Here is a 23,271-nt window from a genome sequence, read left to right on the forward strand (position 1 = left end):
ACTATGATCAAACGCTCTCTTTTACGTCGTATTCTTACAGCCACCGCGTTATTGACGGTGTCTTCTACTGGCTTTGCTGCCGAAAAACTCAGTATTGGTATTACGCTACAACCTTATTACAGCTATGTTAAAGCCGTTGTTGGTGAGAAGGCGGACATCATTCCTTTGGTTGATGCTGGTTTTAATCCTCACAACTATTTGCCACAACCTAATGATCTTAAGCGCTTAAATGAAATGGACGTAATAGTGATCAATGGTATTGGTCATGACGATTTTGCACTGAAAGTGATCAAGGCTTCTCAGCGTGATGATCTCGTGGTTATCGAAGCGAACAAAGAAGTGCCTTTATTGCCCGCTATGGGGCAGTCTGTTGGTCAAGGAGCAGTGAACCCTCACACCTTTGTCGGTCTATCAACAACCATTCAAAAGGTTTACACCATCGCGAGTGAGCTAAGCCAATTGGACCCAGACAATGCTACGTTCTATCGCCAAAATGCTCGTAAATACGCGAAAACATTTCGCCTGATGAAGCGTGATGCAATGTTGTCTCTTGGTGAGTTGGACACGGCTGGTATGAAGGTGGCGACAACCCACAATGCTTACGGATATATCCTTCAGGAGTTTGGTGTTGACGTTGCCGCTGTCATTGAGCCTGCTCATGGTGTAGAACCAAGTGCAAGTCAGCTACAGGAAACGATAGCGAAAATTCGTGAATCGGGCATTGATGTGCTGTTTTATGAGCTCAATATGCCGAATCGCTTTGTTGATACCATCGAAGAGGCGACTGGGGTGCAGCTTTATCGCTTTTCTCACATGACTCACGGTGAGTATGAGGCTGATAAAGTCGAGGTTGAGATGCGAGATAATGTGGAAACACTAATCGAAGCCATGAAATTTGTGGCGAGTAAGCGAGCAGGGGAAAAGGCGTAATGACTGGACCTTCCGTTTCCTTAAGTAACGTGGGCCTAAAATACGCCGACAATATCATTTTGCAGAACATCAGCGCCGAATTCGAGAACGCGAAATGTCACGTGATTATGGGACCGAATGGCGGTGGTAAAACCTCTTTGCTTCGTTCGGTACTTGGACTCACGCCATTTTCGGGAAACATAGCGCTCAATTGGCCAGAACCATCAGCTGCATCGGGGAAGATAGGGTATGTGCCACAAAAAGCGATGTTTGAAGCAAGCCTCCCGTTAACCGTGATGGATTTTGTACTGCTTAACCAAACTCGTATCCCTCTATTTTGGCGACGTAAAACGAAACAAACTCAACATGCCCTGGCCCAGCTGGATCGCGTGGGTATGGCAACGCGTTGCGATCGTCGTATGGGGCAACTCTCTGGCGGTGAGCAACAGCGTGTTTTGTTTGCGCAAGCTTTACTGGATGAGCCCAATTTATTGGTTTTAGACGAACCTACAACTGGTATGGATGAGCAAGGTGTTCGATATCTTGAAGGTTTGATTCATGAAGTCGTTGGAGAAGGCAAAACGGTACTGGCAGTGCACCATGACGTGACCGCAGTGCGCCGTTTAGATGCGCAGGTCCATGTTGTAAATCGTCAAATTGTGGCGTCAGGTCACCATTCAGATGTGCTAAGCCCTGATCGTATAGAAACATTATTCAAGCACTACACAGCAAAAGTGGAGGCTGCATAATGGATTGGTTGCGAGAGTTAGCGGTTAGCGGCGTTGAAGCTGGATGGTTAAGCGATAGCTTTTCTTATGCTTTCATGGTGAACGCAATCGTGGCAGCGCTGATATTAGGACCATTACTTGGTGGTCTTGGTACATTAGTCATCGCCAAGCGACTGGCTTTTTTCTCTGAAGCGGTTGGGCACGCTGCGCTTACCGGAATCGCGATTGGTGTGTTGCTCGGTGAGCCGCCAGAGAATCCGATCATCGGATTGTTTAGCTTTTGTATGATTTTTGCGCTGTTGCTTCACTTTGTTCGTAATCGTACGAATGTACCTTACGACACACTGGTTGGGGTTTTTCTTGCACTAGCGTTAGCGGTTGGTGCTGCACTGTTAATGTACGTTGCTCGCAAGATCAACATTCACATCTTGGAGAACGTGTTGTTTGGCTCGATCTTGACTGTGACGGACAACGATATCCTTATTTTAGCGATCAGTTGTTTGATCATATTACTGCTTCTTATTCCAACGTTTAACCGCATTTTGCTAACTTGTATCAGCCCGGATATTGCACGTGTACGCGGCTTTAATACCAGCTTTTATGATTACTTATTTGTCATGATGATCACCTTGGTCACCATCGCCGCGGTAAAGATTATTGGCGCGGTATTGGTTGGTGCATTGCTACTGATTCCTGGTGCAACGGCTAGGTTATTGACTAAACGCATGAGCAGTTTCGTTCTCCTTTCTTCTTTATTGGCAACCATTGCGTGTTTAGTAGGAACCATACTGCCGATGGAGCTTGAGCTACCAGTGCCATCAGGCGCATCCATCATCATTGTTTCTGCGGCATTTTTCCTAACAGCAACGGTTTACCGAATTATCCAAAAAGCGTAACCCTTTTTATAAAGTAATGAACATGAAGATAAAAAAATTAGCGATAACTTTTGGTTTGGTTATAGCGACAACACTTCCATCGTTGGCAAGCGCCAAAGACATTTTAACCAGCACTCCCGTCACGTACATGTTGTCTGAGCAACTCATGAAAGGTACAGGGATAGAGACTCAGTATCTGCCTCCAAAGCGTTACGGCGTTGAGCGTCTTGAAAACTGGTTCGCAAATAAAGGTACAGAGCAAGTTAAGCAAGCGGGTCAAGCCGCGACGGTTGCTATTACTCTTGGTGCGATTTGGAAACAAGACCCGACTTATGTTTACGCTCGACAGGGCAACATTCACTTGATTGAAATCGATGCATCGCAGGCCATTTCTCCTAGAGCTCAAGGAGTTGCAGTACTGACATTGGAAAACGGGTCAACATCGAAGTACGCGTGGCTTAACCCTACAAACTTAATCCGAATGGCGGGTATTGTTGGAGAGGATCTACAACGTGTATATCCTGAACACCAAAAGACGATTCAAACGAATCAACAGGCTCTTATGCTCAATGTGCGTGAACTGATCAACCAACAACAGGCAGAGATCTTCGATAAAGGCATCGATTCAGTGGTACTGATGAGTGAGTCATTAGAGGACTTTGCCTCTGGCAACCAATTGTTTGTGGTTGGGCGCGAATTTAAGCCGGAACTCGAGTGGACAGAAGAAGACAAATTATCTTTAAAAGCTCAGTTTGAACAAGATAAAACGCTATGGTTGGTGACGGATAAACGACCGTCGAAAACCTTGACATCGCTTATTAAACCGAGTCGTATACTGCAAATTGATGTTATTGACCGCTGGGGCAGTAAGGGTATCAAAACTGAGAAGCCACTCGCACGTTGGGAGATGTGACACGTAAAAAGCCACAGATTTTATGATGGGGAATGAAAAGTTCCCTATTTTTTTGTGACTCAGTTCAAAATGTGAACATTAATACCACTGGTTGCATAAGAAAGTGTTTGTTTCATTTCTATTTCATTACTACTTTGTTATGTGTTCGTTGCGATTGATTCGGATTTAATCTGTTTCTAAGCGAACCGGTACAAACAACTATACGGATGTTAACAATGAAAATGAAAACTCTAGCCGTTGCAGTGGCGGCACTAGCATGTGGTTCACAGGCCTTCGCAGCAGAAGTTTACAACAGCGATGGTACATCTTTATCGATCGGCGGTCACGTTTCAGTTGGCGTGGGTGAGTATTTCGAAGAAGATGTAAAAGTTCACCAAGTGTCTCCACGTATTAACGTTGCGGGTAAGAAAGACATTGGCAACGGTATTACTATCGACGCTAAAGGTGAATGGGCGCTTAACTACCTAAACGGTGGCGAGCAATCGTTCAAAACTCGTCTAGGTTACATCGGTGCTACTCATGAGCAGTTTGGCCGTTTAGTAGCAGGTACTCAATGGTCACCTTACTACGATGTCGCTGGCGTTGCGGATCTACCAATCGCGTTTGCGAACGACTTTTTGTACGACAACCACGGCAACCTAGGCTCAGCTCGTGCTGATAAAATGCTTAGCTACCGTAAAGGTTTTGAATTTGGTGAAGGTTTTGCTTTCAACCTAGGTCTAGGTTGGCAAGGTGAGCAAACTTCAGATGCAACAACATACGAGCAACGTGGTCAAGTTGCATTGAGCGGTTCTGTAGCTGGCTTTGGTCTAGGCTACGTATACAGCGGTGGTGATGTTAAAAACGCGACTCTAGGTACTAAGAACGCTGAATCACACCTATTCTCTGTAAACTACGGTCAGTACGGTTCAGGTCTATACGCAGCGGTAGTATACGGTATGAACGAGTACTTCTACCAAATGCGTAAAGACACTTCTCAACTTGAAGCTCTTTTGGCATACGGCGTAAACGATTGGACATTCAGCGTTAACTACGAAGGCGTAGAAGACGAAGAAGACAATAAGACAGTTTCAAGCGAAACTGCGCTACAAGCAGAGTACGCTGTAACTCCTGCTTTCGTAACGTTTGCAGCTTACCAGTTTGATCTAGGTAACGACTACAACAATGAAGAGAACGACTACTGGACTCTAGGTGCTCGTTACTACTTCTAATAAATAGGCCAGTTTCTACTGCCTAAACACATTTATTGTGTTAACGCCTACTCGTTGTGAGTAGGCGTTTTTCTTTCTGCTATCCTTTGGCTATAAGAGACGCTAGTCATTCTGTGCTTAGGTAACCCCACTCTTTGTTTAGAGAGTGCGTCTATAAAAAATGCCCGCAACTTGCGGGCATTTTTGTTGTTAGAAGAGATGCAGTTCTATTAATACGCTTATTTTTTATCGAGTAAATCGAGGAAGAAGGTATACTCTAGCGCATCTTCTTTTAAGCGCTTAAATCGACCAGATGCGCCGCCGTGTCCGGCTTCCATATCGGTTTTGAACAACAAGACGTTATCGTCTGTCTTCATTTCACGAAGTTTGGCGACCCACTTCATTGGTTCAAAGTACTGTACTTGAGAGTCGTGCAAGCCAGTCGTTACCAACATGTTCGGGTAGTTTTGCGCCTTGATGTTGTCGTAAGGCGAGTAACTCAACATATAGTCATAGTATGTTTTGTTATTTGGGTTACCCCATTCATCATACTCGTTGGTGGTCAATGGAATTGATTCATCGAGCATAGTGGTTACCACGTCCACAAACGGAACATGAGCGCCGATACCGCGATACAGTTCTGGTGCTTGGTTGATGATAGCCCCCATTAAGAGGCCTCCTGCAGAGCCACCAACAGCGAAGACTTTATCTTTCGCGCCATAGCCTTGTTCAACCAAACCTTTAGTCACATCAATAAAGTCGTTGAATGTGTTTTGCTTGGTTAGTTTTTTACCGTCTTCATACCAAGGGCGGCCAAGCATTTCAGATCCACGAATATGAGCAATGGCGTAAACAAAGCCGCGATCCAATAGACTCAAACGTGTCGAGCGGAAAGTTGGCTCAATGGTTGCGCCATAAGATCCATAACCATATTGGTAGAGTGGATTCGTACCATCTTTCTTAAATAAGTCTTTACGATACACCAAAGAAACGGGTACTTCTTTACCGTCACGGGCTGTGACCATGATGCGTTCTGATTGGTAATTGTCAGGATTAAAATCACCAAGTACAGGTGTTTGCTTCATGATTTCTGACCCGCCCGTTTTTAGATCGAAATCGTAGTAGGTTCCTGGAGTGGTTAAACTGCTGTAATAAATACGAACTTTTTCGTTATCCAGCTCTAGGTTACCTGTCAAATAGGCAGCAAACGCATCGTCATTAAATGTGAGGGGGAATTCTTTTCCTGTTGAAAGCTGACGTACAGTGACGCTTGCTAGGCCGTTAGAGCGCTGCTCATAGACGATGTGATCATCGAATAACTCGAAGTCGACAAGTTGAGTGTTGTCGTCTGCGGCAATCACATCTTGCCATTTAGAGCGGTCATGCATGTCATTTTGATGAACTTTCATCAAACGGAAGTTGACGGCTTGATAGTTAGTATAAATGTAATACCAATCGCCTAGCTTAGAAATACTGTATTCAATGCCATCTTCACGAGGATAGAACGGTTTCGCCTTTGCTTTAGGGTTGTTCGCATCAATGATAGAGACCCCACTGGTTTCTGTACTCGAATGCCAGATATAAATATCTTCGCCATCTTTGCTTTTGCTTAGTGAGGTGTAATAGGCGCTGTCGGTTTCCTCAAAAATCAGCTCATCGCTGCTTTGTGGTGTGCCCAATACATGACGATAAACTTGGTAGCCCAATAAGGTCTGTGGATCTTTTTTGATGTAGTAAAAGGCGTTGTTATCGTTCTGCCATGCGACAGCGCTTGAGGCCCCTTCGATTTCATCTTGTAGGTAATTGCCTGTTGTCAGGTCTTTGATCTTAAGGGTGTACACGCGGCGGCTTAATGTGTCTTCGCCATACGCCAATAAGTTTTCATTCGGACTAACGTATAGGCCGCCGATACTGAAAAATTCATGTTCTTTTGCTAGTTCATTGACATCTAAAATGATTTGTTTGTCTTTGCCTGCAAAGCCTTTAGCTCGCAAATGGACTTCGTACTCGTTATCTCCGGTCACTTCACTGGAGTAGAAGTAGTTGCCTTTACGAACCGGTACTGAGTTGTCGTCTTTTGCGATGCGCCCTTTAATTTCTTCAAATAGCGTATCTTGAAGTGTTTCAGTGTGCTTTAGAACGGTTTCTGCGTACTGATTTTCTTTCTCTAGGTGCTGTAAAATTTCAGGGTCTTTACGTTCGTCGTCACGCATCCAGTAGTAGTTATCAACGCGGGTATCGCCATGAATAGTCATCGAGTGAGGGACTTTTTTCGCAACCGGAGCTTGAGTTTGTTGAGCAACGATCTGTGTTTGGGAGTATTGAGTCATGCTGGGGATTCCTTGATTGCTGCATCCGGCGACAAGCGCGACCGAGACGGCCAACGTAGCTAAAGTGAAACGCATCTGATTTTATCCTTATTGTACACCCAAGTGGCCTCATCCTGAGGGCTGGGCTTTCATTTTGTCAGTGGTTTTCAGTTGTCCATTCTTTGTTATGGGGTATACCGAAAAAGTGAGAATCCTCAATATTTCCGAGTTGGATACTCAATTTGAAGGGAGCTGAAAACACATTGTGTAAGCAGCTGTTATTTTTAACAAATATCAATTCGAAAGTTAAATCATTCTCATCGGGAAATCGATATAGTGTGATATGAAAAAAGGGACACACTTGTTGAGTGTGTCCCTTTTGGATTTTGAAAGTAAGCTGATAATGATCAGATAACTTGCGGTACTTCGTTTGAGTGATTGTGTGCTCGATTCACCCACATTAGCCCAAGCATTGCAATTACCGACATTGCCATCATCAAAATGCCCAAAGGCATCTGGTTATGCGCTGGAAATAGTGACGCGAGCAAAGTTGCGACACCTGCCCCCAAGTTTTGCATGCCACCCAATGTCGCGCCTGCTGTTCCTGCATGGTATGGGAATGGCGCAATCGCTCCAGTTGTTGCTGCTGGGAAGAGAATGCCCGCACCCAAAAAGTACACGGTTGCGCCTCCAACTAGCGTTAATGCCGTGGTTAAACCAAACAAGCCTGGGATGAGCACAATAGCAGAGCCTACAAAAATAGAGACCAAGCCTACGTTTAAAGCACGACGCTCAGAGCGACGTCTTGCGATGTAGCTAGATAAGCCTGCGCCCACCAAGTAACCTGGGATCGGCAATATAAACAGCAAACTTACCGTTGTTGCAGGTAATTCTAATACCCCACCCAACAACACCCCAGCCGCTGCTTCGAATACACCCACACCAGCGAATGTTGCAACCAGGCAAATCAAAAAGCCTTGAAAGCGACGGTCAGACAAAACGTGTTTGTAGCTTTTGGCTACTGGTTCGAATTTGCGTTTCTCTTTTGGTAGCGTCTCCATCATGCTTGTCATCATGGTGATCACAACCGCGATAGCAAATAGCGCTAAGAACAAGTAGCTCGACCGCCATCCGAAAGCTTCTGTTAGGTAACCGCCTAATACTGGTGCCATTAATGGTGAGAAAATCACACACATGCTAATTAAGCTGTTTGCTCTGTGTAGATCAGAGCCTTCAAAGCAATCGCGAGTCAGAGTGCGTGACATCGCACCGCCGCAGCCAATACCTAAGCCTTGGATAAAGCTACCAATCAAGAACCATTCAAATTGATGTGCAAATAATGCTACCAGTGTACCCGCGATGTAGATAAGCAGCCCGACGATGATGATCGGTTTGCGTCCCAAGCGGTCCGATAGTGTGCCATACGCAAATTGCGACAAGCCATATGGGATTAGGTAACAAGCCATCACAGCTTGAAGTGATGACGCAGATACCAAAAACTCGCCCGCCATATGACCGATTGAAGGCACGTACATTGTCTGGGTCATTTGACCCACGGCAGTCAATATAGCGATTAAAAAGGTAAGTTTCGCTAATGGAAACGAAGCAGACATTTGCGTATCTCTCCAAAAAGTTTAAGACGTAAAAACCCTTAGCGCTCTTTTATAGAGTGCCAACTGACTTCTTGTGTTGCGGGGATATTTGCGCGAGATAATAGTGCTTGCTTGTATAATTAGCAATCGAAAAGTGTGAAGTCGAGCAAGATAAAAATCTATGATTTCAATTAGAAAAACTAATCCGATTTTGTTTTCAAAAAGAGGTGCATTTCTTTGTCTATTTACGTTAAATCTTTTGCTTTTCGTGAATAGAATGAGCCTTATAGGTAACTGGTTTTAATGGTTAAAGTGCAAAAATAAAGCGTCTGATCGGTTGAGGTGAGTTCAAGATGAAACGAGTGAATAAAAGGTAGAGGAAGGCATCAGAAAGAAAAGGGAGCCGAAGCTCCCTTAGAAATGATTATGTCTATTCGCGCTCAGATGCGTATGCGTAAAGCATTTCTAGTGCGATGGTTGCTCCCGCTAGTGCGGTAACATCACTGTGGTCGTATGGAGGCGATACTTCGACAACATCCATACCCACGATATTCATGCCGGCTAAACCACGAATAATTTTCAGCGCTTTGTCTGAGTTCAAGCCACCACAAACTGGTGTACCAGTTCCCGGTGCGAAGGCCGGGTCTAAGCAGTCGATGTCAAAAGTGACATATACTGGCTTGTCTGCGACGGTGCGACGAATTTCTTCTAGGATCTCGTTCACCGACATGTCATTCGCTTGCATCGCATTAATCACATTGAAGCCGTGATCTTGCTGTTTGTACTCCGTACGAATGCCAATTTGTATTGAGTTCTTTGCTGAGATCAAACCTTCTTTCGGCGCATGGTAGAACATCGTACCGTGGTCGTATGAACTGCCATTTGCATAGGTGTCCGTATGAGCATCAAAGTGAATCAAAGCCATTTGGCCATGATGCTTCGCATAGGCACGTAGGATAGGTAGCGTGATGAAGTGGTCACCGCCCAATCCCAACATGGTTTTACCACTTTTTAGAATTTCACTGGTTGCCGCTTCAAGGCGGTAAGTAAAATCTTCCGCATCACCGCAATCGAACACGAGATCACCTGCGTCGATCACTTTCAGTTTATCCAATACGTTGAAGCTCCACGGGAACTTCTTACCTTCCCATGCCAAGTTGACTGAGGCACGGCGAATTGCATCTGGACCCATACGCGCACCTGGACGCCCAGATGTTGCCATGTCCAGAGGGACTCCCAACACCACAACGTCTGCGTCTGCCGATACCGGGTTACGAATGTACGGCAGACGTAAAAACGACATAGAGTTGGAGTAAAGCGAATAATCAGTTTTAGTAAACAAATCATTCATATCAGAAGTCCTCTAAATAGGTGTATCCTGCTAGACCTTGTTCTAGTTCTGCTAGGATTTGTGCTTGTTCATTGGCTTCAACTCGCTGTGAAACCAATTGTTTATAATTGTCACGAATCGCATCCACGTCGATATGAACGTAGCGCATCATGTCTTCTACACTATCACCTTCGTTGATGTAACTGATCTCAAATTGACCGTGTTCATCAACATTGACTACAGCACTGTGGGTATCACCAAATAGGTTGTGCATGTCACCAAGGATTTCTTGGTATGCGCCTACTAGGAAAAAGCCCATTAAGTACGGTTTGTCTTTGCTCCAAGCTGGTACAGGTAGCGTGCTCTCGATGCCTTGACCATCAACGTAGTGATCGATCGCGCCATCAGAGTCACATGTGATGTCCAACATCACTGCACGACGCTCTTCCGCCTCGCCCAGACCAGAAAGTGGCAGAACAGGGAACACCTGATCAATACCCCAAGCATCTGGTAGAGATTGGAAGAGAGAGAAGTTCACGAAGAACTTATCCGCAAGACGTTCGCTCAACTCGTCCAGAATCGGACGGTGGAAGCGATTCTTAGTGCTCATCTTGCGGCTTAATTCGAAGTAAATGCGCAGTGACAATTGTTCTGCCCACGCACGTTGTTCCAAGTTAAGCACGCCTGTAGCAAATTGAGAGTGCACTTCTGCCAAATCACTTTGGGTATCATTGTAAATCTCAATTAACGCACGAGCGTCTGTACCATCTTGTAAGTTTTCCCAGTTTCGCCACATGTTTTGTAGCAACAGCGGAGCGTCCTCATCAAGCTCATGTACTTCTTCCGGTAGGTACGACTCGGTACCAATTACGTTAGAAATCAATACAGCGTGGTGCGCTGTTAGCGAGCGACCCGATTCCGAAATGATCACTGGCATTGGTTGTTCGTATTGCAGACACACATCGCCCACAGTGTTGACGATATTACGTGCGTATTCTGCAAGTCCGTAGTTCATCGAATTCGATGATTGGCTGCGTGTGCCGTCATAATCCACTGCCAAGCCGCCGCCCACATCGAAGTACTCGATGTTTGCACCGAGTGCGCGTAGCTCGCAGTAGAAACGTGCAGACTCGTTCACACCATTGCGTACATCACGGATGTTTGCCATCTGTGAACCAAGGTGGAAGTGAACCAGTTGCATCGCGTCTAGGTTGCCTTCGCGTTTAAGACGTTCAATAACGCTAAGCACTTGCGATGCTGATAAACCAAACTTCGATTTTTCACCGCCACTTGCTTGCCATTTCCCTGCGCCTTGAGAGGCGAGGCGAATGCGTAAACCAAGGCGCGGTTTTACGCCCAAACTTTTCGCTTCTTCTAGTACCAGATCCAGCTCAGAAAGCTTCTCTAATACGATGAATACCTTGTGACCCAGCTTTTCACCGATCAGTGCAAGACGCACATACTCACGGTCTTTGTAGCCATTACACACGATCACGGAGCTACCTTGTTGAGCCAATGCAAGTACCGCCAACAATTCTGGCTTGCTACCCGCTTCAAGACCAAGCTGCTTGGTTTCTAGTTGAGCTTGGCTCGCTAGAATTTCATCCACCACTTCACGTTGTTGGTTTACTTTAATTGGGTACACCAACAAGTATTTGTTTGGATATTGGTATTCTTCAATTGCTTGGTTGAATGCGTGGCAAATACCATGCACACGTTGGTGCACGATTTGCGGGAAGCGTACTAATACAGGCAGATTTAACTGCTTCGCTTCTAGCTCATTTACAATAGCGCTGAAAGGGATTTGATGTGCACGATCACTACGTGGTGATACATATACTTCGCCTTGGTCATCAATGCCGTAGAAACCTTGGCTCCAGTAGTGAACGTTGTAGTCCGCGCGGATGCGGTCTAATTTAGTTGCTTTTTCCAACTCGATTCTCACAAAAATGTACTTAACTCCTTAATTAATTAGAAGGAAAAGTACAAAAAAGCAAATCATGAGGTATTTACCTCATACCCTGACACGAACTCCGTGTGCGCGCATTAACGGATAAAAGGGCCCTTGAGTCTAATGATTAAAATCTATCATCTCGATTATGATTTGTTGTCGTCGCTACGTGTGAATATTTGTTTACCGAAGCGTCCATTCTGCTGTTATAGTTGGTCTGACCAGTAAGGATTCGGTCATGAAGCATCTCACTAAAATAAGGACATATTTTGCAGCTGCACAGAATTCAGGGGTACATTCAGACCATGTATCTCGCCGAATATCCCGATAAATTATTGTTGCTTGATGGTGCCAGTCGAGCAGACATCCCTCATCTTAAAGACTTTATTGAACATCAACTCCATCGTCCTTTTTCTGACCTAAAGTTGGTTGTTGTGACCCACATGCATCCAGACCATGCTGGTGGTGCGCACAAACTACGTGATTTAACAGGATGCAAGCTATTGGCCGCAAAGCGAGAGAACCAGTGGTATAGCGGTGTAGACGGTTGGCTAATGCATTTGACCGATTTGATGTTAGCACGCTGGATGGCGAATCGGATGCGTAAACCAAAGCAAAACCTGTGGTATTCCCGCAAGCTAAAGCCAGATATTGAACTTATTGATGGACAGTTTATTCCTGGATTTGATGATTGGCAGGTGCTAGAAACGCTAGGGCATACCGACCGAGATCTGTCGGTTTATCATTCTGAACAAGATGTGTTGTATGTGGCGGATTTAATGGTGCAGGTGAAAAAGCATCTGATTGCGCCGTTTCCCATATTTCATCCGAATCAATATCGGCAATCATTAAAGCGTGTGTTTGAGATGAATCCGCAATGTTTGCTTTTGGCACATGGGGGAGAGGTGACTTTGGATGAAAAAGCGTATCAGCACATTTTGAATACAGCGCCGACTAAGCCAATGACGCACTGGCGAGTGACAAAAGTTAAAGCGAAGGGATTGTTGTTTGCGTTATTTCGTAGGAAGTAGGCGAGGATAAAGCCAGACGAGTGATGCTCAACAAAAACGTTCGATCACTCATCTGAAGCTACGGGGTTAAGATGCCAATAAGTGAGATTGGCTAGGATCAACGAGCACTTTGTCTGCCATGCCCTGACGACCTAACAACATCATGTAAGTCATTTTTTCACGGTTAGTCAACGTAATGTCGATTGGCCATTGTTGGTCGCCCATACGCAGTATCGTTGTGATCACGCAGCGGTGCTCAAAAGTACCGTTAGAAGATTTAACCTTACGGTTTGCTTTTAGTTTCGCTGTGCAGCGAACCACTTGTTCTAAATGGTATACATCTGGGTGTAGATCGAATGCAACATAAGACTGACCATCTTTTTCAAAGCAATCAATATTGTCTACATGTAATGAAGAGGTTTGAGCGCCTGTATCAATACGCGCTTCAAGGTGAGTAATCCCTAACTCTGGCAAGCAAATAGCTTCGGCATTCCCAATGATCATTTTCTGATTCATAGTGTCATCCTAGCGACGAGTAACAAGAGAGCCGATTTTTGGCTCTCTTGTGCGTTAAACAAAAATCAACCTTTACCGCGAGTACGGTTTGAATTTGGCTTAGCGTTTTTCTCGATAAAATCGAAGATCATACCTGCAATGTTTTTACCCGTTGCTAGTTCGATGCCTTCTAGACCAGGGGAAGAGTTCACTTCCATTACCACTGGGCCATTTTTAGATTGAAGGATATCCACACCACAAAGGTTCAAGCCCATCACTTTCGCAGCATTTACAGCGGTCGCACGCTCTTCTTTGCTCAAACGTACGAGTTGTGCAGAGCCGCCACGGTGAAGGTTAGAACGGAACTCGCCTTCTTTTGCTTGGCGCTTCATTGCGGCGATTACTTTATTTCCGACAACAAAACAACGGATGTCCGCGCCTTTTGCTTCTTCGATAAATTCTTGCACCATGATGTTTGCTTTCAAACCCATGAAAGCTTCAATCACGCTTTCTGCCGCTTTATTTGTTTCAGCAAGTACAACACCAATGCCTTGAGTGCCTTCTAGCAATTTAATCACTAGAGGTGCGCCACCAACGTTTTTGATCACGTCCTGAATGTTGTCAGGATGGTGAGCAAAGCCAGTGCGTGGCAAACCGATGCCTTTACGTGATAGCAGTTGTAATGAGCGCAACTTGTCACGAGAGCGGCTGATCGCGACAGATTCGTTGACACAAAATGTACCCATCATTTCAAACTGACGTACAACAGCAGTGCCGTAAAACGTAATAGATGCCCCAATACGCGGAATAACAGCATCGTATTGCGGTAATTCTTCACCCTTGTAGCGGATCTTAGGGTTGTTGCTCGTAATGTCCATATAACAGTGAAGCGTGTCGATCACATCGATTTGATGCCCACGTTCTTCACCCGCCTGTTTTAGGCGCATGGTTGAATATAAATTCTCATTACGAGAGAGAATAGCAATACGCATGGCAATTCCTTAGTAAGTCAGTACCAAATTAAAATATAAGTATAGAGCATAGAATGCAGTAGGCAGGTGATCATGTTATGACATAACCTACTTACTTCAACGATTTAGAATTGTGGTTGAACAACCACGTCGTCAGAGGTGCGCACCTTAGGGCGTTTTTTTGTGAGATGAAAACGAAAAAGCATCGTCGACACGACAAAAATATTTTATCGAACGCTCACGCCTTGCGGTATGAGACTGTCAAGGGTGAGATAAATAAAATTGAGCAAAAATTTCATCGCTTTGTCACGAATTATCGCTTAAAAAAGCGGCCAATTTGACCGCTGTTTTTAGCTGTTTTGATAGTGACTTAAAAAAAGTTCCGCCGTTTGGGTAGCTAACAGCCTAGATTCTTCATTCGACAAAGAGGGGCGAATTCCCATTAACTGCGGCCAGAATGCACTGCCTTTAAGTAAGTTGTGCAATTGAGTGCTTGCTATATGTACATCATCAATTTGCAAAGCGCCACTGTTCGATTTCTCAGTAAGCCAGCGGTACAGGGCGGTTTCCTGTTTCGACATTTGTTCTGCTTGTTCTTTGAGATCTTCCGGCTTAAATAAGAAGTGCCCAAATGCCACTTTTGCCAGCTCAATATAGTTTGGTTCCGTTACCACAATGATCTCGCTGTAGAGTAATTCAATCAATTGATCTTTGAGTGGCAGAGTGGCCAAGCGTTTAATATCGCTTTCCATCATTGACGAACGCCAAAGCTCAGTCAGCAACTCCGTCACGATCGCTTCCTTAGAAGGGAAGTGATTATAGACCGTGCGCTTAGAGACTTGTGCGATTGCAGAGAGCTTATCCATGCTGGTGTTTTGCACCCCAAACTCTTGGAACGCTTGCCTTGCCGCGCACAAGATGGCTTCTCTTTTGGTTTCGCTACGACTTTTTCTTTTTACATTCATAAGCTTGCTAAGTTAAGAAGATCGTTTCTTGATCTATTTTACACTAAGTAGTTTACTTTTGATAATTAGAATGTAAACTGCACCGTGTAGTTTACTTTTGTTCGGGTTAACTTTTTATGAAAAAAACTTTGCTAGCCACAGTAGGAGCGTTCGCGATGGGTACATCAATGATTTCTTGTTCTAATGTTGATACTGAAAAAGCGCCAACATACCCGGACAAATTTGCAAATACAGAGTTGGAATACAAAAGCGGTTTGGGCGACATGTTCGAAATCATGAAAGCGTATTTTACGACTGAGCGCCTTAACCCAACACCAACGATTGAAATTCCAGTGCATGCGATCACAGCGCGGCAACTGTTAGAAGAGCACGATGACGTCATCTATCGTCTGGGTCACTCAAGCGTATTAATGAAGCTCGATGGAAAACTGGTGATGACCGATCCTGTATTCAGTGATCGCGCGTCTCCTGTGAAATGGGCTGGGCCAAAACGTTTTCACAAAACTCCCATCACGATAGAAGATTTGCCAACTATCGATGTGGTGGTGATCAGTCATGACCATTACGATCACCTAGATAAAGCTTCTATTAAAGTGCTAGGCGACAAGGTGGGCACTTTCTTGGTGCCGTTAAAAGTTGGCCAATTACTGGTGAATTGGGGTGTACCCAAAGAGAAAGTGATCGAACTAGACTGGTGGGAGTCACACTCTGTTGACGGCATTGAATATACACTAACTCCGACTCAGCATTTCTCTGGTCGAGGTTTGACAGACCGCGATACGACGCTGTGGGGCAGTTGGGTTATCAATGCACAACAACACAAAGTGTTCTTCAGTGGTGACTCTGGTTACTTCAATGGCTTTAAAGAGATTGGCGAAAAGTACGGCCCGTTTGACTTCACCATGATTGAAACAGGTGCGTACAATGAACTCTGGTCAGACATTCACATGTTCCCAGAGCAAAGCGTTCAAGCACACATCGATGTGCAGGGCAAAGTGATGATGCCGATCCATAACAGCACGTTTGATTTATCAATGCACGATTGGAATGAGCCAATGCAACGCGCGTTAGATATTAGTGAAGAGCGCGGTGTAACGTTAGTGAGCCCTGAGATTGGTCAACGCTTGGCGATTGCGGAGCCTCAGCCTGCTCAGGCATGGTGGCAATAATTGCTGAGCTAAACAGTCAAACACCAGAATAGTTAAGTCACTTATCAGTAGTTACTATTAGTAGTTATGTGGTCAGGGATAAGGATAAAGGTGCGATGAAAGCAAAGTGGACGTTGTTACTTACATTAAGCATTCTGCCTACCTTTGCACTAGCAGGGGTAGAGCAAGATATCTCGACGTTGATAAAACGAGTTGAGCAATCCTCTTGCACCTTTATCCGCAACGGCAAGGCGTACACTAATCAAGAAGCGGCAGAACACATGCGCAATAAATGGGATTACGCCAAAGATGACGTTGATTCCGTGGATGTGTTTATAAAAGAGGTCGCGTCAAAGAGCTGGTTATCTGGCAAACCATATTGGGTGGATTGCCAAGACAAACGCATTACCAGCGAAGAGTGGCTAACATCATTGATGCGCACCACCGATCACATCCAATAACACTTCTTTGATGGTCTGATAGCGCAGAGGTAGAGCACGACTGCGCTTACGAACTAGAAATAGCTCTTCACATACAGTGTTTTTCAATTGAGCAATGTGTAACGTGTCTTTTAGCGGAAAATTGTCGACCGCACTTTGAGGCAGCACGGTGAAGCCAAGTCCTTTGCTGACAGGTAGCAAAATTTGGCTCAATTGATTTACGTAGCCGGATAATGGTAAATCGCTCATCTTAATTTCTTGGAGCTGTGGTTCTTCACACTGGTCAAAAAACAGCGTCATGTAATGCTCGGCATCAGGGTGGCTAATTACACCACAGTCATGCAAGAGTTGTGGCGTTATCTGCTTATTTTGATAATGCTTTGGCAGAACCAAGCACAACCTCTCTTTACCAATTCGCTCACTGTGAAACAGACCTTTGTTGGGAACATCAGTCACGATACCAATATCGATGTGCCCTTGCGTTATGGCGTTGAGAATAGATTGATTTGGCGCGGCTTCTAAATGTAACGATAAGCTCGGGTGCTGTTTTTGCTTCTCCAAAATGGGCCCATACAACATTAACGCCATTGCACCAGAACAAGCCAGTTTACAGTGGCCTGAAAACGCATCATCAAAACTGAGCTCTTCGAGCAGCTTCTTCTCTCTATCTTCTAACTCGAGCGCATATGCGTAGACAATCCTGCCTTGTTCGGTTAATTCGAAGCTTTTGTTTTCGCGCTTGATCAAGGCATGCTGACAACTTTGCTCTAATTTTTTGATGTGTTGGCTGACGCCAGGCTGAGTCATAAAAAGTTTTTCTGCCGTTTGCGTAAAATGACCGACTTCAATCAATGTCTTAAATGTATGTAACCAAACAGGATTAAGCATAGTGTGTGATTTTCTGAGAGCTTTGTTGGGAGACGTAAAGAAAATGATAGCACGGTGTTTTATGAAAACAGAGAAGACTTAAACGATAAAGATGAATCTTTATCAATACATTACAGACAAAATAAAACCCCGCCTGGTTTCCCAGACGGGGCTTATTCTTTTTCGCAGCAATCCAGCTACTAATAGGTGCTCCCTGCATCTATCCTTGATTGTGGCTAAGTCCTTTAACCGAGTTCCTTGTTCATCGCCTTCCTAGCGGTGTCCATTCTTGCCTATCATCCTGACGGGCGAACTCTATCCTAGAGCTTAACTACATCCTTGCTGACAACTCATCCTAAGCTATCAAATCTTCATCCTGAAGATACCCAATCCTTTAGGCTTTTTTCCTGTTCCCGCCAACATCCTGTCGACAAATTGAGTATTGATGTTTTGCTGATTTGACTCAATTAACTTTTCTAAATTATTTTTACTTATTATTTTAAGTGAATTTAAATATTACTGTTAAATCATATGTTTAATGTTTTTTCTGGCATTGCTCTTAGACGTGGTTAATCTATTTGCTTACAACTCTTGTAAGAGATATCGCACAAGTTTGGTGGTGAATGTATTAATGAGCGCTTTTTGTTCCGAGTTCTGTGGATTGAACTGGATCACAATGCGTTAAAAGGGAGACGATAAAGATGAAAGTGAATTGATCTTGAGTAGAGATTTGTTTGAAAAGAAATAAAAAATCTTGCGGTTTTTATAAACAGTATGGTAAATCTGAAATGCCCACCTTGTTAATCCTTATTAAGATTCAATGACAGTATAAGTAGGGAACTTGATTGCCATTTTTCTGTCATATCTGGTGAGTAAGTTAACTGTGTCAGATAGATAATATGCCGTTTGCCAGTAAAAACAGGCTGCAAGAAATCGGTAATTATCATTATGTTGTGAAATTGGTCACGGTTAAATGATTGATTCCCTTATAGATTGAAGGGGATACGACCTTAGACAATAAGCTCCATGAGGAGCGTTACTTATATAAGATGAGGGACTTTACTATGAAAAAGACTAGAAGAGCTCAGCTACATCGTGTGCGTATTCAATACTGGAAAGACACGAAAGACGCCCCAGCTAAAAAATCATAGTTAATTATACCTAAAGGCACGAGCTGGCTGTGGAACGCAGTTTCCCGTTGATTGCCAGCTCAAAAACGCCAAAATCACTCCGCGCAACTTCCCAAGCACCCTATTTTTAATATCGCATTCTTCCAAAAATAAAAAAGCCAGTCTTAAGACCAGCTTTCTCTACCATTTATTGAGCTCTGCGTATTACAGGTTGCCCTTTAGTTACAGGTAGTTGGCGTCAACTAGTTCGCCCGCTTGCGCGCTTTTCACTTCTGGGCGTGCTTCTAACCATTTGATAACTTGCGCTTTCTGTTCTTCAGTCGCACTGCCGTAACGGTTAGTAGAACATAGGAAGCCTTCAAACAGTTCTAGACCACCGCCACCGAAGCAAAGACCAAGCTCGTCAATGTAGTCGATAAAGTCATCAACGAATGCATCGTAACGGTCGAAGTCGTTAATGTCTGTTTCACAGCTGATCTCGAAACCTAGGATTGCGAACTCCCCTAAGAACAGCTTTTTACGGATACGACGGCTCTTGTTATCGATCTTGTCTAATTTCATGATTATCTCTCGTAGATGATTTGATTTCGTACACCTTATACCTTCTATCATACTTTAGCCCAAGTAAAATCAGAATGAAGCGATACAGTTGGTGATTATGTGACCAGAATTTAATTGCTTCGTTAGCTGTGTTGGTTGGTTTGCAGTATTGTTGAAACACAAGTTTCATATGTTTTAAGCACTTTTGTCATTTTTCTTATCCAAACTTCTTGCCGTTCAACTAATCACTTATTTATTAATTAAACTATAAGATCGGGAAAGTAAAAATGAGCAAGGAAACCTTTGACGCGACGCGTTATAACCAAAGTGAAAACAAACCATTTGAAGAAGTATTAGAAGCGAGCCTATCTCGACGCAGCATTCTGAAAGGTGGTTTAGGTATCAGTGCGATGACAGCGTTTGGTGCTTTCGGATTGGCTGGTTGTAACTCGTCTGACTCAGGGAGTACAGTAAGCAGTGGTACGGGCGCATCTAAAGCCGTTCTTAACTTTGAATCTATCCCTGGCTCACTCACTGACGCAGTTTCAATTCCACAAGGCTACACCGCACAAGTACTAGTACCTTGGGGAACACCACTTAATGCGCAAGGCAGCGCATGGCAAAATGATGGTACCAACACCAGTACCGATCAGTTAAATGCGCTAGGCATGCACCATGACGGCATGCATTTTTTCCCATTGAACGATAGCACTACAGATGGCTTGCTATGTATTAACCACGAGTACATCGACACATCAGCACTGCATCCAAATGGTCCGACGGTTGAAAATGGCGTACGTACCATTGTAGATGAAGTGCGCAAAGAGATTAACGCGCACGGTGTGTCAGTGGTTCGCATTCAACTGGAAGACAACATGTGGAAGTTGGTTGATACCGATCCACTAAACCGTCGTTATACTGGTGCGACAGTCATGGATTTGTCTGGCCCGGTGGCCCACACATCTTTTACTGTCACTCGTTTCTCGCCAGATGGCAGCCAAGCGCGTGGTACGTTAAACAACTGTGGCAACGGCTACACGCCGTGGGGCACGTACTTAACGTGTGAAGAGAACTGGCCAGGTTACTTTGTTAATGCCGGGACTCGTACAGAAGAGCAAGATCGCATTGGTGTCGATGATCAAAGTACACGCTACTTGTGGGAGACATTAGCAGGAAATTCAGAAGAGCGTCTTGATGAGTTCTCTCGCTTTAATGTGGCTCCAACAGGAGCAAGTGCGATGGATGATTACCGTAATGAAGCCAATGGTCACGGTTACATTGTCGAGATTGACCCTTACACGCAAAACTCACGTGCGAAGAAACGTACTGCGCTAGGTCGTTTCCGTCACGAGGGCTGTACTTTCGGTAAGCTTGAAGAAGGCAAACCAGTGGTATTTTATTCTGGTCACGATTCTCGCTTTGAGTACCTATACAAATTTGAATCAGCGGCAGCGTGGGATCCAGCAGATGCTAACCCTGATAACCGCTTGGCGATGGGTGACAAGTACATGGACGAAGGCACACTGTATGTGGCGCGCTTCAATGAAGACAGCACAGGTACTTGGTTACCATTAACGCTTGATAGCGTAACAACCGCTGGTGGTACATTAGCGGATCACTTTGATTCACTGGCTGAAATTATCATCAATACTGCGGGTGCGGCGGATTTAGTTGGGGCAACACCAATGGATCGACCAGAGTGGTGTACGGTTGATCCATTCACGGGTTCAGTATATTTAACATTGACGAACAATACGCGCCGTACAGATGAAACCAACCCTGCGAATCCACGTTTGAATAACAAGTTTGGTCATGTTATTCGTTGGGATGAAGGTGCTTCAGCAACTGACTTTACTTGGGATATCTTTGTCTTCGGTTCGCCAGCAAATGGTGATGCAGATACCAACCGTTCTGGCTTGAATGAGCTAAACCAGTTTGCGAGCCCAGACGGATTAGCGTTTGATGGCCGTGGTATTTTGTGGATTCAGACTGATAACGGCGCAGATGAAGTCACGTCTTACACCAATGATCAAATGTTGGCTGTTGTGCCATCTAAGCTAACAGATGAGAATGGTGATCAAGCTGTGATTGGTGCGGATAATCAAGCTGAATTGAAACGCTTCTTTGTCGGACCAAATGGTTGTGAAGTAACAGGCTTTACCATCAGCCCTGATTACAAATCATTGTTTGTGAATATTCAGCACCCAGGCAACTGGCCATACAGTGAAGATGCAGCCGAAGAAACGCCTGCTGGTGTTTCTGTGCGCCCACGAGCGGCGACAGTGGTTATTCGACGTGAAGACGGTGGAGAGATTGCAGTTTAATCTCTAAATGAATAAACACCTTAAAATTCAAGCCCTGCAATTGCAGGGCTTGATGGTTTAGGCGAATGCCTAGTTGCACTTTATACCTAGACAACCGGCTTAGCTTTTCAATGAACCGCCTGAAGTACGAATCACGTCTTGATACCAGAAAAAGCTTTTCTTGCGTTTACGTTCTAGCGTTCCTTGCCCATCATCATGACGATCGACATAGATAAAGCCGTAACGTTTGCTCATCTCTGCGGTTGAGTTTGCGACCAAATCGATTGGCCCCCAGCTGGTAAAGCCCATCAGCTCAACGCCATCCAGAATCGCTTCGTGTGCTTGAACAAGATGGTCGTTCAAGTAAGCGATGCGGTAATCATCTTGAATCTCACCGTTTTCATCGATTTCATCACGTGCACCTAAGCCGTTTTCTACGACAAACAGTGGTTTTTGGTAGCGATCGTGAAGGAAGTTCAGCAGAACGCGAAGACCCTTTGGATCGATCAACCAACCCCATTGGCTCTTCTCAAGATATGGGTTTGGTACGCTATCGACAATGTTACCCACTTCCTTCTGTTTCGGGTCTGCACTTGCACAGCCACTTGCGTAGTAGCTGAATGAGATGAAATCGACACTTGCCGATGCAATTTCTTCTAAGTCGCCTGCTTCCATCTGAATTTCGATACCGTTTTCACGGAAGTAACGCTTCATGTAGCCAGGGTACTGACCACGTGTTTGCACATCACCGAAGAACAACCACTTGTTGTTTTCATGCATTGCTGCCAGCACGTCATCAGGGTTACAGGTGTATGGGTAATTGATTGCGCCAAGCAGCATGTTACCAATCTTGCCGTTTGGTACGATTTGCTGACAAAGTTTTACCGCTTTTGCGTTTGCGACTAGCTGGTGGTGAATCGCTTGGTAAATCTCTTGTTCACTGGCGCCTTCTTGCAAACCAACACCAGTAAATGGTGCGTGTAGAGACATATTGATTTCGTTGAAGGTTAACCACAGCTTCACTTTGTCTTTGTAGCGTTCCAGCACTGTGCGAGCATAACGTTCGAAGAATTCGATGACGCGACGATCGCCCCAACCGCCATAGTTTTCAACCAGTGCGTAAGGCATTTCGTAGTGAGATAAGGTCACGAAAGGTTGGATGTTGTGCTCGGCAAGTTCGTCAAAAATTTTATCGTAGAACGCCAAACCTTCTTCGTTAGGTTCTAGTTCGTCCCCGTTCGGGAAGATGCGGCTCCATGCCAAAGAGAGACGCAGACAGTTAAAGCCCATCTCTTTGAACAGCGCGATGTCTTCTGGGTAGCGATTGTAGAAGTCGATCGCCACGTCTTTGATACCCGGTGTACGCTCTTCACGGGTTTGATGCGGACTCAAAATACCGTTTGGCAGCATGTCTGATGTCGATAACCCTTTACCCCCAAGGTTGTACGCCCCTTCTACTTGGTTTGCAGCAATGGCACCACCCCAAAGAAAATGTTCAGGAAACTTAATCATGTTTCTCACTCTTTATCGTTCGGAAGTTATTCGTTTTATTTGCTTGAGAATAGTGTAGGTCAAGGAGGGATTCTTGTATCGAGATCGTGTTTT

At 44.7% G+C, this 23,271-nt stretch carries 19 protein-coding genes; 9 read left to right on the forward strand and 10 right to left on the reverse strand.

Features of this window, described 5'->3' with window-relative positions; genetic code table 11:
* The first annotated feature begins 3 nt into the window (after positions 1–3).
* The 5 genes from R7P35_RS14360 to R7P35_RS14380 all read left to right on the forward strand — a co-directional run bounded on the left by R7P35_RS14360 (position 4) and on the right by R7P35_RS14380 (position 4,636).
* Entirely contained in the window at positions 4–930 is a 927-nt protein-coding gene (locus R7P35_RS14360; RefSeq protein WP_042523415.1) for a metal ABC transporter solute-binding protein, Zn/Mn family, read from the forward strand.
* Positions 930–1,658, forward strand: a complete 729-nt coding sequence (locus R7P35_RS14365; protein WP_025768067.1) for a metal ABC transporter ATP-binding protein — start codon at positions 930–932, stop codon at positions 1,656–1,658. The genes R7P35_RS14360 and R7P35_RS14365 overlap by 1 nt, the downstream gene beginning before the upstream one ends.
* Positions 1,658–2,533: a metal ABC transporter permease gene (locus R7P35_RS14370; protein ID WP_025768066.1), complete on the forward strand. Its 876-nt coding sequence runs from the start codon at positions 1,658–1,660 to the stop codon at positions 2,531–2,533. Before R7P35_RS14365 ends, R7P35_RS14370 begins: the two co-directional genes overlap by 1 nt.
* Before the next feature lie 22 nt (positions 2,534–2,555).
* The gene (locus R7P35_RS14375; protein ID WP_025768065.1) at positions 2,556–3,425 is read left to right on the forward strand and encodes a metal ABC transporter solute-binding protein, Zn/Mn family; all 870 of its coding nucleotides are present in this window, start codon (positions 2,556–2,558) and stop codon (positions 3,423–3,425) included.
* A 215-nt stretch (positions 3,426–3,640) separates the two neighbouring features.
* Positions 3,641–4,636: a porin gene (locus tag R7P35_RS14380; RefSeq protein WP_017635534.1), complete on the forward strand. Its 996-nt coding sequence runs from the start codon at positions 3,641–3,643 to the stop codon at positions 4,634–4,636.
* Between the two features lie 218 nt (positions 4,637–4,854).
* On the opposite strand, the gene R7P35_RS14385 is transcribed toward R7P35_RS14380, so the two are convergent.
* The 4 genes from R7P35_RS14385 to speA form a co-directional block, all read right to left on the reverse strand.
* Complete coding sequence (locus R7P35_RS14385; RefSeq protein ID WP_025768064.1) at positions 4,855–7,020, reverse strand: S9 family peptidase; 2,166 nt, start codon at positions 7,018–7,020, stop codon at positions 4,855–4,857.
* Between the two features lie 311 nt (positions 7,021–7,331).
* On the reverse strand, positions 7,332–8,537 hold the full coding sequence (gene emrD / locus R7P35_RS14390; RefSeq protein ID WP_005374234.1) for a multidrug efflux MFS transporter EmrD: 1,206 nt from the start codon (positions 8,535–8,537) through the stop codon (positions 7,332–7,334).
* Positions 8,538–8,946: 409 nt separating this feature from the next.
* Positions 8,947–9,867, reverse strand: coding sequence for an agmatinase (gene speB / locus R7P35_RS14395; RefSeq protein WP_005374233.1), 921 nt, complete (start codon positions 9,865–9,867; stop codon positions 8,947–8,949).
* A gap of 1 nt (position 9,868) precedes the next feature.
* Positions 9,869–11,779 carry an arginine decarboxylase gene (speA, locus tag R7P35_RS14400; protein WP_031778854.1) on the reverse strand — a complete coding sequence of 637 codons (1,911 nt, stop codon included), beginning with the start codon at positions 11,777–11,779 and terminating at the stop codon, positions 9,869–9,871.
* Positions 11,780–12,102: 323 nt separating this feature from the next.
* Between speA and R7P35_RS14405 the strand changes: the two genes are divergently transcribed.
* The gene (locus R7P35_RS14405; protein WP_044129549.1) at positions 12,103–12,828 is read left to right on the forward strand and encodes an MBL fold metallo-hydrolase; all 726 of its coding nucleotides are present in this window, start codon (positions 12,103–12,105) and stop codon (positions 12,826–12,828) included.
* Between the two features lie 66 nt (positions 12,829–12,894).
* Here the strand turns inward: R7P35_RS14405 and R7P35_RS14410 are convergent, their stop codons facing one another.
* The 3 genes from R7P35_RS14410 to R7P35_RS14420 form a co-directional block, all read right to left on the reverse strand.
* The gene (locus tag R7P35_RS14410) at positions 12,895–13,323 is read right to left on the reverse strand and encodes an ATP-dependent zinc protease (protein ID WP_005374226.1); all 429 of its coding nucleotides are present in this window, start codon (positions 13,321–13,323) and stop codon (positions 12,895–12,897) included.
* Positions 13,324–13,388: 65 nt separating this feature from the next.
* Complete coding sequence (gene rimK / locus R7P35_RS14415) at positions 13,389–14,294, reverse strand: 30S ribosomal protein S6--L-glutamate ligase (RefSeq protein ID WP_005374224.1); 906 nt, start codon at positions 14,292–14,294, stop codon at positions 13,389–13,391.
* Between the two features lie 329 nt (positions 14,295–14,623).
* Entirely contained in the window at positions 14,624–15,238 is a 615-nt protein-coding gene (locus tag R7P35_RS14420; RefSeq protein ID WP_025768062.1) for a TetR/AcrR family transcriptional regulator, read from the reverse strand.
* A 155-nt stretch (positions 15,239–15,393) separates the two neighbouring features.
* On the opposite strand from R7P35_RS14420, the gene R7P35_RS14425 reads away from it, so the two are divergent.
* Both R7P35_RS14425 and R7P35_RS14430 read left to right on the forward strand, forming a co-directional pair.
* Positions 15,394–16,407: an MBL fold metallo-hydrolase gene (locus R7P35_RS14425; protein ID WP_044129541.1), complete on the forward strand. Its 1,014-nt coding sequence runs from the start codon at positions 15,394–15,396 to the stop codon at positions 16,405–16,407.
* Positions 16,408–16,502: 95 nt separating this feature from the next.
* Positions 16,503–16,847, forward strand: a complete 345-nt coding sequence (locus R7P35_RS14430) for a DUF5329 family protein (RefSeq protein WP_025768060.1) — start codon at positions 16,503–16,505, stop codon at positions 16,845–16,847.
* Here the strand turns inward: R7P35_RS14430 and R7P35_RS14435 are convergent.
* Both R7P35_RS14435 and R7P35_RS14440 read right to left on the reverse strand, forming a co-directional pair.
* Positions 16,815–17,714: a LysR family transcriptional regulator gene (locus R7P35_RS14435; protein WP_005384184.1), complete on the reverse strand. Its 900-nt coding sequence runs from the start codon at positions 17,712–17,714 to the stop codon at positions 16,815–16,817. The two genes, R7P35_RS14430 and R7P35_RS14435, sit on opposite strands and share 33 nt — an antisense overlap.
* 1,331 nt (positions 17,715–19,045) lie before the next feature.
* Positions 19,046–19,384: a YggL family protein gene (locus R7P35_RS14440; protein WP_054701928.1), complete on the reverse strand. Its 339-nt coding sequence runs from the start codon at positions 19,382–19,384 to the stop codon at positions 19,046–19,048.
* A gap of 266 nt (positions 19,385–19,650) precedes the next feature.
* Here R7P35_RS14440 and R7P35_RS14445 point away from each other — a divergent pair, with 266 nt between their 5' ends.
* Positions 19,651–21,687, forward strand: a complete 2,037-nt coding sequence (locus tag R7P35_RS14445) for a PhoX family protein (RefSeq protein WP_136976325.1) — start codon at positions 19,651–19,653, stop codon at positions 21,685–21,687.
* Positions 21,688–21,786: 99 nt separating this feature from the next.
* Here the strand turns inward: R7P35_RS14445 and R7P35_RS14450 are convergent, their stop codons facing one another.
* Positions 21,787–23,178: a glycoside hydrolase family 1 protein gene (locus R7P35_RS14450; RefSeq protein ID WP_213971483.1), complete on the reverse strand. Its 1,392-nt coding sequence runs from the start codon at positions 23,176–23,178 to the stop codon at positions 21,787–21,789.
* Positions 23,179–23,271: the final 93 nt, after the last annotated feature.

This window comes from Vibrio sp. Vb0304 (genome assembly GCF_033338995.1).
Taxonomy (GTDB): Bacteria; Pseudomonadota; Gammaproteobacteria; order Enterobacterales; family Vibrionaceae; genus Vibrio; species Vibrio alginolyticus.